Annotated in this window: 10 protein-coding genes; 5 read left to right on the top strand and 5 right to left on the bottom strand. The window is 68.0% G+C overall.

What is annotated here, in order from left to right; genetic code table 11:
- Positions 1 to 80: 80 nt before the first annotated feature.
- Entirely contained in the window at positions 81 to 842 is a 762-nt protein-coding gene (locus tag AB0333_RS09445) for an amino acid ABC transporter ATP-binding protein (RefSeq protein WP_366218565.1), read from the top strand.
- A 99-nt stretch (positions 843 to 941) separates the two neighbouring features.
- Here AB0333_RS09445 and AB0333_RS09440 read toward each other — a convergent pair whose 3' ends face one another.
- Positions 942 to 2,099, bottom strand: a complete 1,158-nt coding sequence (locus tag AB0333_RS09440) for an ABC transporter permease (protein ID WP_366218439.1) — start codon at positions 2,097 to 2,099, stop codon at positions 942 to 944.
- The gene (locus AB0333_RS09435) at positions 2,099 to 3,172 is read right to left on the bottom strand and encodes an ABC transporter ATP-binding protein (protein WP_366218438.1); all 1,074 of its coding nucleotides are present in this window, start codon (positions 3,170 to 3,172) and stop codon (positions 2,099 to 2,101) included. The genes AB0333_RS09440 and AB0333_RS09435 overlap by 1 nt, the downstream gene beginning before the upstream one ends.
- Positions 3,173 to 3,389: 217 nt before the next feature.
- Between AB0333_RS09435 and AB0333_RS09430 the strand changes: the two genes are divergently transcribed.
- On the top strand, positions 3,390 to 4,676 hold the full coding sequence (locus tag AB0333_RS09430; RefSeq protein WP_366218437.1) for an aspartate kinase: 1,287 nt from the start codon (positions 3,390 to 3,392) through the stop codon (positions 4,674 to 4,676).
- A 169-nt stretch (positions 4,677 to 4,845) separates the two neighbouring features.
- On the opposite strand, the gene AB0333_RS09425 is transcribed toward AB0333_RS09430, so the two are convergent.
- Positions 4,846 to 6,357, bottom strand: coding sequence for an MFS transporter (locus tag AB0333_RS09425; protein WP_366218436.1), 1,512 nt, complete (start codon positions 6,355 to 6,357; stop codon positions 4,846 to 4,848).
- Positions 6,358 to 6,654: 297 nt separating this feature from the next.
- Here AB0333_RS09425 and AB0333_RS09420 point away from each other — a divergent pair, with 297 nt between their 5' ends.
- The 3 genes from AB0333_RS09420 to AB0333_RS09410 all read left to right on the top strand — a co-directional run bounded on the left by AB0333_RS09420 (position 6,655) and on the right by AB0333_RS09410 (position 11,011).
- Positions 6,655 to 7,440: an SDR family NAD(P)-dependent oxidoreductase gene (locus tag AB0333_RS09420; protein ID WP_366218435.1), complete on the top strand. Its 786-nt coding sequence runs from the start codon at positions 6,655 to 6,657 to the stop codon at positions 7,438 to 7,440.
- A gap of 91 nt (positions 7,441 to 7,531) precedes the next feature.
- On the top strand, positions 7,532 to 8,752 hold the full coding sequence (locus AB0333_RS09415) for a serine hydrolase domain-containing protein (protein ID WP_366218434.1): 1,221 nt from the start codon (positions 7,532 to 7,534) through the stop codon (positions 8,750 to 8,752).
- Positions 8,753 to 8,761: 9 nt separating this feature from the next.
- A complete protein-coding gene (locus tag AB0333_RS09410) occupies positions 8,762 to 11,011 on the top strand; it encodes a cytochrome P450 (protein WP_366218433.1) in 2,250 nt (749 codons plus the stop codon).
- Between the two features lie 64 nt (positions 11,012 to 11,075).
- Here the strand turns inward: AB0333_RS09410 and AB0333_RS09405 are convergent, their stop codons facing one another.
- Positions 11,076 to 11,660 carry a helix-turn-helix domain-containing protein gene (locus tag AB0333_RS09405; RefSeq protein WP_366218432.1) on the bottom strand — a complete coding sequence of 195 codons (585 nt, stop codon included), beginning with the start codon at positions 11,658 to 11,660 and terminating at the stop codon, positions 11,076 to 11,078.
- 11 nt (positions 11,661 to 11,671) lie between these two features.
- On the bottom strand, positions 11,672 to 12,151 hold the full coding sequence (locus AB0333_RS09400; protein ID WP_366218431.1) for an HtaA domain-containing protein: 480 nt from the start codon (positions 12,149 to 12,151) through the stop codon (positions 11,672 to 11,674).
- Between the last annotated feature and the right edge of the window lie 167 nt (positions 12,152 to 12,318).

The raw sequence follows: 12,318 nt of genomic DNA, 5'->3' as shown, positions 1-12,318 counted from the left end.
CCACCACCCCCGGTGACCGCACCCGTGGAGCTACTGCGGGTGCCGCCGCAGGCACCGCCCCTCTCATCGAGTTCCGCGACGTGGAGAAGCGCTTCGGTGACAACGTGGTCCTCAAGGACCTGAACTTCCACGTCAACAAGGGTGAGCGCGTGACCCTGATCGGCCCGTCCGGCTCCGGCAAGACGACCATCCTCCGCTTGGTGATGACCCTGGAGGAGGCCACGGACGGGATGATCCTCATCGACGGGGACCCGCTGACCCATCGGATCACCGGCGGCAAGCGGGTCCGGCTGTCCAACAAGGAGATCAAGAAGACCCGCACCCGGATCGGCATGGTCTTCCAGCAGTTCAACCTGTTCCCGAACATGACCGTGCTGGAGAACATCACCGAGTCCCCCATCCACGTGCTGGGCCAGTCCAAGGCCGAGGCCCGGGCCAAGGCCAAGGACCTGCTGCACAAGGTCGGGCTGGATGACAAGGCGGATGCCCACCCCTCGTCCCTGTCCGGCGGTCAGCAGCAGCGGGTGGCCATCGCCCGTGCGCTGGCGATGGACCCGGAGATCCTGCTGCTGGACGAGGTGACCTCCGCGCTGGACCCGGAGATCGTGGACGAGGTGCTCGGCATTCTGCGGAACATCGCGGACACCACGGACATCACCATGCTGATCGTCACCCACGAGATGCAGTTCGCCCGGGACGTCTCAGACCGGGTGCTGATGTTCGACGGCGGCGCGATCGTGGAGGACGCCGATCCGCACACCATGTTCACCGCCCCCACGCATGACCGCACCAAGAAGTTCCTCCGTGCCGTCCTCGGCGAGGGGCAGATCGGGACCCGCTGACCCCTGCCCCTGTCCGGCCTATCCCCACCGGTGGGGATAGGCCGGACAGTGCGTTAAGAGGGCTTGACGGACGCTGGCTGAGGGGGCGACGCCGGCCGGTCACGCCACGCGGGTCCCGCGCGGCAGCCGGGCGGCCGGGGCCACCAGCCGCTGGCGGCCCCACGCGAACAGGGCGGCGGCCACCGCGATCTGGATGCCCAGTCCGAGCGGCCAGACCGGGGTGTCCTGGGAGTCCTCCTCCGGCAGATCGTCGTCGTCGTCGATCAGCTGGCCGTGGGCACACTCGACGTTCGCCTCCGGCGGCTGCTGCAGGTAGCGCACCCCGGTGGAGATCGAGGTCATGATGCCATCGGGAGCCCAGGTGTCCGGGTCGTCAGGATCATAGGGCGGCTTCTCCGGATGCGGCACGGCGTCCGCCACCACCACGAACGGGTTGGCGGCCAGCATCCAATAGGTGGACCGGGTGTCCAGGACCTCCTGGGGGACCATCGGCCCGGTGCACCTCAGTGGTTCCCACTGCGCCGCGTCGTACTCGGTCTCCTCGTCGACGAGCGGCTGCTCGTCCGGATACACCGCTTGGTTGGCCGGCACGGTGGTCATGGTCAGCGGAGCGGTCAGGGCGAAGCCGATCAGCGTGCCCAGGGAGAACAGGGCCACCAGCAGGTAGGTGGCCACCACCGCGAACAGGGTCCGGGTCACGATGGCCGAGACAGCGGTGCCGAGGGCACAGATGACCCCGAGCTCCACGGCCACCATCAGGACGAAGACCACGAGCCCCGGCACGTCCAATCCGCCCAGGACCACGGCCAGGACGATGTACGGCAGGGCGGCCACGAGAAAGCCGAGCGCGGCGATCCAGGAGGCCAGCCATTTGCCGGTGAGCAGCTGTCCCGGGGTCGCCAGGGTGACCTGGACGATCGCCAGGGTTCCGCCGGCCCGGTCCCCGCTGACGGTGCTCGCGGACATGGCCGGGGCCACCAGCAGCCCGAAGAACAGCACGAAGCCGACCACGGCCTCGAACACGAAGCGGCCCGGGCCGAAGAACAGGTCGTCACCGGCCAACGTGTTGTAGCTGGCCACCGACCCCCACGTGACCAGGCCGATGACCACGAACCAGACGGCCAGCATGACGTACCAGCTGCGGGTCCGCAGCCGCTGGCGCAACTCCATCTGGATGACGTTGCCGAGGGCCGTGCCCCAACCGAGCCGGCCCTCCGGTCGAACGGCCGACTCCTGCGGCTTGGTGTCCATCGCCATCACTCCGTCCCCCTTCCAGCCGGGCGCGGGCCCGGCCGCGGTGCGGTACCGGCCCGGCCGGCGTCGGGCCCGGAGAACGACGCCGGCCCCTCCGCCGGACGGCGGCGGTCCAATTCCAGGTACGCGGCCTCCAGGCGCGAGGTGCCGGGGGTGAAGGACAGGACCCGGACGCCAGCACCCACGAGGGTGGCGAGCATGTCAGCGGCCTCGCTGGCCGAGTCCACCTCCACGCTGACCGAGTCCCGCCGCTTGCCCTCGGTGCGGTAGGCGATGGAGTAGTGCTCCAGGGCGGCGTGCAAGGCCCCGGCCTCGAGAGCGGTGATGAGGTAGCGGCCCCCGGCGGCGCCCTCCTGGCTGAGATCCTCGACCCGGACGGTGGCCCCGGCCTGGATGAAGACGGCCAGGTCCGCCATCTCGTCGAGCTCGGAGAGCACATGGGAGGAGACCAGGATGGTCTTGCCGGCGGCGGCCATCTGTTTGAGGTCGTCCCGGAGGCGGATCCGGGAGCCCGGATCCAGTCCGGACGCCGGCTCGTCCAGGAGCAGCACCTGCGGATCGTGGAGGATGGCCCGGGCCAGGGAGAGCCGTTGCTGCTGCCCGCGGGAGAGCACCCGCGCCGGCTGGTCCGCGACCGTGGACAGCTCCTGCCACTCCAGCAGCTCCGCCGCGCGGGACCGCACGCGGTCCCGGTCCATCCCGTAGAACCGGCCCATGGTCGCGAGGATCTCGCGGGCCGTCAGCGATTCCCACACCCCGAGCGTGTCCGGCATCCAGCCGGTGTTCCGGCGGACCACGGCCGGGTGGACCACCGGGTCGGCGCCGGCGATCATGACGGAGCCGGCGTCGGGCTTCAGCAGCGAGGCCAGCACCAGCATGAGGGTCGTCTTCCCCGAGCCATTGGGACCCACCAGTGCGGTGATGGCCCCCGCCGGCGCCGTGAGGTCCACGCCCTGCAGGGCCCGGACGGACCCGAAGCTGCGCGCCACCGAGTCCACGGTGATGCCCGGCACCGGGTCCGGGGCGGCGGGGACCGGAGGCTCGCCGGAATCATCGGTTCGGGTGGCGGTAGTCATGGGCCCATCGTCCGGCACCGCCCACGCCGCGGCAAGGACGGGCAGGTCACGAGTCGGTTGCGTCGGTCGATCCGGGCCCAGTCAGCACGGCGTCGTTACTGTTCCGTGATCTCAGTGGTCATGGGCGGGGCCCGAACGCCGCCTCCACCTAGACTGAACAGCAGTCCCTTTGCCAGCCCGCTGACAGCGGTACGTCAACCCCCTCTGAGGTCCTTGCATGAGTCTGATCGTCCAGAAGTACGGCGGATCCTCCGTCGCCGATGCCGAGGGGATCCTCCGCGTGGCCCAACGCGTGGTGGAAACCCAGCAGGCCGGCCACCAGGTGGTGGTGGTGGTCTCCGCGATGGGTGACACCACCGATGAGCTGCTGGACCTGTCCGAACAGATCAACGGGGAGCCTCCGGCCCGCGAGATGGACATCCTGCTCTCCGCCGGCGAGCGCATCTCCATGTCCCTGCTCGCCATGGGCATCCACTCGCAGGGCGCCACCGCCCAGTCCTTCACGGGTTCCCAGGCCGGCATGTTCACGGACAGCCTGCACGGAGACGCCCGGATCATCGATGTCTCCCCCGACCGCGTGAAGGATGCCGTGGATGCCGGCGACATCGCGATCGTGGCCGGTTTCCAGGGCATGAGCCGGGAGTCCCGGGACATCACCACCATGGGCCGCGGCGGCTCCGACACCACGGCGGTGGCCCTGGCCGCCGCCCTGCACGCGGACGTCTGCGAGATCTACTCGGACGTGGACGGCGTCTACACCGCGGACCCGCGCGTGGTCCCCTCGGCGCGGAAGATCGACGAGATCTCCTCCGAGGACATGTTGGAGATGGCCGCGGCCGGCTCCAAGATCCTGCACCTGCGCTGCGTGGAGTACGCCCGCCGCTTCGGCGTGCTGCTGCACGTGCGCTCCTCCTTCTCCCACAACGAGGGCACCTGGGTGCGCCCCAACCCCGACGACACCATCACACTTGAGGAAGGCGAACCCATGGAACAGCCGATCGTTTCCGGCGTGGCCCACGACCGCTCCGAGGCCAAGGTCACCGTCTACGGCGTCCCGGACTTCCCGGGCAAGGCCGCTGAGGTGTTCAACGTGGTCGCCACGGCCGGCGTGAACATCGACATGATCGTGCAGAACGTCCCCCGCGTGGAGACCGGACGCACGGACATCTCCTTCACCCTGCCGATCACCGACGGCAAAACGGCCATGGACGCCCTGGACGCCGCCCGGGAGGAGATCGGCTTCGAGGACGCCATCCTCAACCCGCACGTCGGCAAGCTCTCCGTGATCGGCGGCGGCATGCGCTCCAACCCGGGCGTCTCCGCCACGTTCTTCGACGCCCTGAAGCAGGCCGGCGTGAACATCGAGATGATCACCACCTCTGAGATCCGGATCTCCATCATCACCCGCGAGGACATGCTGGACACCGCCGTGCGCGCTGTGCACCAGGCCTTCGGCCTCGACGCGGACGAGGAAGCCACCGTCTACGGCGGCACCGGCCGCTGATCCGGCGGCAGGGTCGGCCCTCGAGCCGGCCCGAGAGCCAACAATGCACCAGGCCCGACGCCGGCCGCGCATCTCGCGCGGCCGGCGTCGGGCTTCGTGATGTTGAGCCCCTCCTTGAAGCACTTTGCGGGCAATCCCCACCGATGGGGATTGCCCGCAAAGCGGGAGGTCAGCGAGCCGAATCCGGCTGGGCCAGCTTGAGGTTGCGGGAAAGGGTCAGGCCGCAAACGATGGCCACGCAGGTGAACACCGAGGCCACGCCGAAGCCGACGGTGAAGGTCTCCGGGCGCAGGGCCATGGTCTCGGGGTCGGTGCCCCAGCCGGCGATCGCCGAGTAGATGGCGGTGCCGATGGAGCTGGCCGCCAAGGCCACGGCGACGTAGATGGACGCCGTGCCGGCGCCCTTGCCCTCCTTCGCCTCGACGGCGATGACCGAGACGGCCGTGGTCATCAGCGCCGTGTAGGCCATGCCGTAGAAGAACACCACCACGACGACCACGTAGAGGCTGGTGTGGCCGAAGGTCAGGGCCAGGAATGAGGCCAGCATCAGCAGCCCTGCGCCCACGAGCACGTTCCTCGCGGCGGTGAGGGCCAGCCATCGGGTCACCAGTCGTGCCGCCATGAATCCGGCGACGACCTCGGGCAGGAAGATGAAGGCGGCCTGCAGCGGGGTCAGCCCGAAGCCGTAGGCCACCGGGTCCGCCGGTGTCATGGCATAGCCCATGACCAGGTTGAACAGCAGCATGCTGGGGATCCCCATCGAGATGAAGACGCCGTAGGCCGGCAGCAGGCGGCGGGAGAACAGGTCGGCGATCGGCAGCAGCGGATCCGGGGACTTCGATTCCCAGTACAGGGCGGCCGCCAGCAGGACGACGCCGCCCAGCGTGAAGCCGAGGGTCGGCGCCGAGGTGAGGCCCCACGTCATGGACTGGCTGATGCCGATGCACAGTGCCGTCAGTCCCAGGCCCAGCAGGAGGACGCCGCCGACGTCGATGGACTTCCGCTGGCCGCGGTTGCGCTCGATCGCGTCGGAGTCCTTACCCCAGAGGGCGAAGCCGATCAGGCTCAGCAGGGTCAGGATGCCGCCGAAGACGAAGGCGTGGCGCCAGGTCAGGCCCGAGGTGACGAAGGCACCGCCCAGTGCGAATCCGATGAACACGCCGGCCGCCTGACCGGCGGCGATGTAGGCCACCGCGCGTTTGCGGTGGGCCACCGAGAGCCGGTCGTTCATGATGCCCACACAGAGTGCCTGGCCGGCCATGACGCCGATCAGCGCGCGGCCGACGACGAGTGTGACGAGGTTCGGGGCCAGGGCCGCCACCCCGAAGCCCACCACGATCAGGCCCAGACAGATATACATGACCTTCCGGTGCCCGAAGATGTCACCCACCTTCGCCAGGAAAGCGATGGACACCGAGCCCATCAGCGTGGTGGCCATCAGGGCCCAGGTGACCTGGCTCGGCGTGAGGCTCAGGTCCGCGCTCATCTGCCCGTACAGCGGGATGGACATCAGGGCTCCCACCTCGTTCATCATCTGGAGGAACGAGAAGGTGATCGCCATCAGCATGCCGGCGTTCTTCCACGGCAGATGGCGGGTCTGCGGTGCACCGGGTGGGGTCGCCGCGGGTGCGGTGGTCACCGCGGGGACGGCAGGGGACTTCAGGGGAGCGCTGTCCAACATGAAAGATCCTTGAGACGAGGGGATGGGTGCCGAGTGGCGTGCCCGGAGTGGATCAACCACCCTTGACGGGCGTCTGTGATGACGATCACCATGGTTGGCGATGAATGGACACTTGTCAAGCGAAAAAGTTGCGGACCCCTTGGCTGAGGTCGGAGAGGGCTTCACTAGACATCTGTCCAGCGAACTGCAATGATTGCTTTCCACAATCACTGTGTGAGCCCCTTCACACCCGTTGGACCGGTGCTCGGCCGGTCATTGAGAGGTAGCGAGATGGAATTGAACGGCAGAATCGCAGTCGTGACCGGAGCCGCATCCGGCATGGGACTGGAGACCGTCAAAGCCCTGTCCGGGGCAGGTGCCACCGTTTACGGGATGGACCTCCGCCAGGAGGCACTGGACTCCGCCCTGGCCGGCGTCGACCGGGCCGAAGGCCACGCGGCCGACGTCTCGGACTCCTCGGCCGTCAACGCGGTCTTCGAGACGGTCAAGACCCGGCACGGCAAGCTGGACATCCTGGTCAATGCCGCCGGCGTCTCCACCCCAAACCGGGAGAAGCAGGCCTGGGTGGACGGCATCAACCACGACATGATCACCGCGGCCCAGGCCGGCCAGTCCTACAACCCCGAGTTCATGGAGGAGATCACGGACGAGGACTTCAACCGCGTCATGGCGATCAACCTCAACGGGACCTTCTACACCATGCGCGCCGCCGTGCCGCTGCTGAAGGCCGCCGGCGGGGGCTCCATCACGAACTTCTCCTCCGTGGCCGGCCTGCTCGGCATCCCGATGCCGTCCTATTATCCGGCGTCCAAGGCAGCCGTGGTGGGTCTGACCAAGTCCGCCGCCGCAGAACTGGGGCCTTTCGGCATCCGGGTCAATGCGATCGCCCCGGCCGGGATCAATACCCCCATGCTCAACGCCAGCGGCGAGGACCATGTGGCCTTCCTGCTGGCCATGCAGCCGCTCAAGCGCGTGGCTGATCCTGCCGAGGTCGGCCAGACCGTCCTCTTCCTCGCCTCCGACGCCGCCAAGCACTACACCGGCCAGACGCTCTCACCCTCCGGCGGCGCCCTGATGGCCTGAGCCCCGGCCCGCACCGAGAACACGGGGCGCCACACCGACGTCCCGACACCCCAGACCCCGCACGCATCCACCGACTGAAACGGAGCATCCCATGACCGCCGTGGCCAACACCCCCACCACCACACCATCTACGTTCACCGACGTCGCAGGACTCGACGAACGCTACCTGCGCGTCCTGGACGAGACGATCCGCCAGGACATCGACAACGGCGACTACCTTGGCGCCAACCTCATCGTCGCCCGCCACGGTGAGGTCGCCCTCCGCGGGACCTACGGCGTGGCAGACCAGAACACCGGACGTCCCACCGGCGGCGACGACGTCTTCCGGATCCTGTCCATGTCCAAGGGCTTCACCAACGCCCTCGTCCTGCGAGCCGTCAGCGAGGGAAAGCTCATGCTCTCCACCCGCGTGGTGGACCTGATCCCCGAATTCATGGGCACTGAGCCGTTCCGTGCGGCCCGTAAGGACCGCATCAATCTGGTCCACCTCCTGACCCACCGCGCCGGTATGCCGGCGACCCCCAATCCGGGGCTGCCGCCGGAGCGCTTCGGCGTGCTGGCCGATGTCATCGAGGCCCTGTGCTCAGTCGATGTCGTGAACGAGCCCGGGGAGAACCTCAACTATTCGGCCGCCATCAACCATGCCCTCCTGGGCGAGATGGCCCGCCGCGCCTACGGCGCCTCGTCCTTCCGCGACCTCATGGAGGAGAAGGTCTTTGCCCCGATCGGCATGCCGGACACCCGATTCGGCATGTCGGAGCGCCTGCGCGGCCGTGCCAATCCGCTCAAGGTCATCTCGACCAACGACGGCTGGCTCGAGCCCAGGGACATCGAATGCTTCAACGAGATCCTGGACGCGCCGGACGCCGAGCTGCCCTGGGTTGGCGCGGTCTCCACCGTGGATGATGTGTTCCGGTTCACGGAGATGCTCCGCAACGGCGGACGCACCGCCACCGGCGAGCGCATCATCTCCGAGGCCGTCCTCGACCAGGCCACCCGCAATCAGACCGGGGACATGGTCAACGACCTATACGGCATGATCGCCACCCAGCGGCGCTGGGACCTCCCCCCGGGCAACATGGGGCTCGGCTACGCCCTCGCCGGCGAGGGCGTCCACGCCCGCTTCTTCGGCCCCTTCGTCTCCCCGCGCACCTTCGGCTCCTACGGGGCCGGCACCACTCTGTTCTGGATCGATCCCGTCAGCCAGGTGTCCTTCTCGTTCCTGTCCACCGGAGTCATGGACGAAGGCGACAACGTCGCCCGGTTCCAGAAGCTCTCCACCCTCGCCGCCTCCGCCGCCACCACTGCCTGAGGAGCAACCATGACCACCGTTCACGCCCCCGAAACCGCACGGCGCACCCCCGTCGCCCCTTCCTTCGACGTCCTCGGCGACGACTACTTCCGTGACCCGTCACAGCAGTTCGCCGACGTCCGCTCGGACACCCCGGTGTTCTGGTACGAGCACCTCCATGCGTGGATCGTCACCACCCGCGAGGACTGCCTGACGGTCCTGGGCGACTGGCAGAAGTTCTCCTCGGCCCAGAACACCGCGGCCGAGGTCCCGCTCAAGCACCAGGAGGTCTACCCTCCCGAGCTCATCTCCATGATGATCGTGGGCCAGGACCCGCCCACCCACACGCGGTCCCGCCAGGTGGCCCAGCGCGGCTTCACCAAGGACCGCATGGAGCGGCTGCGGCCCGAGATCGAGGCCCGCGCCCACCGGATCCTGGACAAGCTCGAGGAACAGGGCTCAGCCAACCTCATGGAGGATTACGCCCTCGAGCTGACCACGCAGACCCTCATGGCACTGCTAGGCCTGGGCTACGAGTACGAGCCGATGATGCGCCAGCTGCGCGACGACCACGCTGCGATCATGTCCTCGGCCCATGAGAGCCTTCCCGAAGAGCACCTCAATGCGGTCTGGGACCGGTTCATCAAGGCCAATCTCGTCCTCCGGGACATCGTCGAGTCCCGGCGGGAGTCCGAGGCCGACGACGTCATCTCCGTGATGGCTTCCGCCAAGAACGAGGACGGGTCCTACGTCCTCCTGACCGAGCTGGTCGGCCTGCACGTCTCCGAGTTCTCCATGGCCGGCGCCGACACGACAGCCCAGGCCATGACGAACGCCGTCATCTTCCTGTCCAAGAATCCGGACGCACTGGCTGAGGCCATCACCGAACCGGAGCTGTGGTCGAACGTCTTCGAGGAGACCGTCCGGCGCCGGCCATCGTCCTCTTTCACCTCACGCACTGCCATGCAGGATGTGGAGCTCTCCGGGGTGAAGATCAGCAAGGGGGACATGATCTTCGTGGCCCTGGCCTCTGCCAACACCGACCCGGATTATGTGGAGCGGCCCTTCGAGTTCGACATCCACCGTCCGGATCCGAAGGACCACCTGGGATTCACGGCAGGCCGCCACACCTGTCTCGGCAACCCCCTGGCCCGCGTCCAGGGCGCCACCGGGCTGCAGGTCCTGTTCGAGCGCCTGCCGAGCCTCCGGCCGACGAACCCGGACGAACTCGACTTCCTGCGCCTCGCCCTGTTGCCGATCCGCCGCTCACTTCAGGTCACGTGGGACCTGGCTGACGTCGAGCGGTCACGGGAGCGGACCATCCGCACGCTCAACCTCCAGGTGGCCCGGCGCACCGAGGTGTCCGACGGCGTCGTGTCCCTCGAGCTGTCCCACCCCGACGGCGGCGATCTGCCGCAGTGGAAGGCCGGCGCGCACCTGGACGTCCATGTTCCGAACCCGGACGGGAAACCGTTCGTGCGTCAATACTCGCTGTGCTCTGACCCGGACGACCTGAGCAGCTACCGCATCGGCATCCTGCGCGAGCCAGCAGGCCGAGGCGGTTCGGCCTCGGTGCACGACCACTTGGCCGAAGGCAGCACCGTGACGGTGTCGTGGCCGCGGAACAACTTCCACCTGAAGCCGGCAGCACACTACCAATTCATCGCCGGCGGCATCGGGATCACGCCGATCCTCGCCATGGCCCGACAGGCTGAACGGGCCGGGGCCAGCTGGGAACTGGTCTACGGCGGCCGCACCAAGGGCTCCATGGCCTTCCTCGAGGAGCTGACCCTCTGGGGAGACCGCGTCACCCTGGTGCCCCAGGACGAGCTCGGACACATCGACCTGCCCGGGATCCTCGGTGACGTTCGCGAGGGCACCCTGATCTACGCCTGTGGCCCGGAACCGCTGCTGCGTGCAGCCGAGTCCAACTCGGCCCACTGGCCGAAGGACTCGCTGCGCCTGGAGCGCTTCGCCCCGAAGGTAGTCGAGAAGGTCAGCGCCGACACCCCCTTCGAGGTCGAGTTCTCCCGGTCCGGGAAGACCGTCACCGTCGGGGCGGAGGAATCCATCCTGGAGGCGGCCGAGAAGGCGGGACTGCCGGTGATCTCCTCCTGCCAGGAGGGCACCTGCGGCACCTGTGAAACGCCCGTCCTCGAGGGGCAGGTCGAGCACCGCGACTCGATCCTCTCACCCTCTGAGCAGGAGGCCACCCGGACCATGATGATCTGCGTCTCCCGCGCCAACGGCACCTGCCCACGGCTGATTCTGGACGCCTGACCGGTCCGTGACGCCGAGGCCCTGGGCCGTCGGATCCGCTCCAGCGGCGGATCCGACGGCCCCCTCACGTCTGGAACAGGGCGGACCACTGCCGTGCGAGGGACTCCAGGACGAGGTCCTCGTCCAGAGAGGACCGGCGCCGGAGGAAGATGACGTCGAAGGCCCGCTCGGTGCTCATCATGAGGGTGGCCATGTGGACGGCCCTCAGTTCCCGCTCCCCGGGGTCGGGGAAGAGCCGGGGCAGCCACCGCTGCTCGTCGATGATCCGCCGGTGGAGACCGATCCACTCCAGAAGCACCTCATCGTCCACCGCCATCGCCGCCGAGATCGCCTCGAACTCGGCGGGGTGCTCCAGATACATCCGGCGGTCCTCCTGCAGCCAGCCCAGCAGGCTCGGGGGTGAGTAGTCCCCCAAGGTCTGGAGCCGGTCGAACAGCCCTATGACCTCCGGTTCGATCTGGGTCATCCGCTCCTTGACGATGAGGGGCTTGCCGCTGAAGTGCAGGTAGAGGTTGGCGCGGCTGGTGTTTGCCGCCGTGGCGATGTGACCCATCGAGGTCTGCTCGTAACCACGTTCCCGGAAGAGGCCGAGCGCCGCCTCGACGATGCGTTGCCGGGTCTCTGCCTTGTCCCTATCGCGCTGGTTCATGGTGCCCGCAGTCAGGACATCACCTCGGTGGTCACGGTAACCGCGTCCAACTCGGAATCCGCGTCATACATGTCATTGAACATTCCCGTCGCGTCCGGCAACAGGAAGGTCCGATAGGCACGTTGACGCGGGTCCTCGGACGGGACCTCTACGAGCCGGGCCACCTCGAAGTAGTCGGGTTCCGCACCCTGCGGTCCCGAGCCGACGTCGAACGCCATCACCAGGTCCGCCCCGCTCAGGCGCACCACGGGATTCCTCAGCGAGAGCCGCATCATCCCGCCGTGAGCCCGGAAGACGGCGTGGCCGCGGGTGGCCCACACAACGTCCTCGGACCGGTCCTCGACGAGGGGGAATTGAACCGCGTTGCCGGCGCCCACGGATGCGCCGTCGTCCACGTTCAGGCTGAAGTCAGCCTGACGGGAGAGGTACCCCCTGAAGGAGTCCTTGATGCCCCATCCAAGGGCCCCGGACCGGACGATGTGGTGATTCATGGAAAAGTCCTCTGTGACGTGGCGGGAGTCATGGCTCATCACTGGTCAAGCCTACTGGCCACACCGAAGGCCCGACGTCGGGCTTTAGGGTGGTGATACCTTAAAGCGCTTTGCGGGCAGAGATCACCAGTGATCTCTGCCCGCAAATCGGGGGTGGTGGGGCGGTG

This window comes from Citricoccus sp. NPDC079358 (assembly GCF_040702545.1).
Taxonomy (GTDB): Bacteria; Actinomycetota; Actinomycetes; order Actinomycetales; family Micrococcaceae; genus Citricoccus.
The sequence above is the reverse complement of the archived record's forward strand: the minus strand, read 5'-3'. Positions and strand labels throughout refer to the sequence as shown.

Excerpts from the sequence above, each read along its gene's own strand:
- AB0333_RS09400 (WP_366218431.1), bottom strand. The coding sequence starts at position 12,151 with ATGAATCACCACATCGTCCGGTCCGGGGCCCTTGGATGGGGCATCAAG.
- AB0333_RS09440 (WP_366218439.1), bottom strand. The coding sequence starts at position 2,099 with ATGGCGATGGACACCAAGCCGCAGGAGTCGGCCGTTCGACCGGAGGGC.
- AB0333_RS09410 (WP_366218433.1), top strand. The coding sequence starts at position 8,762 with ATGACCACCGTTCACGCCCCCGAAACCGCACGGCGCACCCCCGTCGCC.
- AB0333_RS09425 (WP_366218436.1), bottom strand. The coding sequence starts at position 6,357 with ATGTTGGACAGCGCTCCCCTGAAGTCCCCTGCCGTCCCCGCGGTGACC.
- AB0333_RS09405 (WP_366218432.1), bottom strand. The coding sequence starts at position 11,660 with ATGAACCAGCGCGATAGGGACAAGGCAGAGACCCGGCAACGCATCGTC.
- AB0333_RS09430 (WP_366218437.1), top strand. The coding sequence starts at position 3,390 with ATGAGTCTGATCGTCCAGAAGTACGGCGGATCCTCCGTCGCCGATGCC.
- AB0333_RS09415 (WP_366218434.1), top strand. The coding sequence starts at position 7,532 with ATGACCGCCGTGGCCAACACCCCCACCACCACACCATCTACGTTCACC.
- AB0333_RS09435 (WP_366218438.1), bottom strand. The coding sequence starts at position 3,172 with ATGACTACCGCCACCCGAACCGATGATTCCGGCGAGCCTCCGGTCCCC.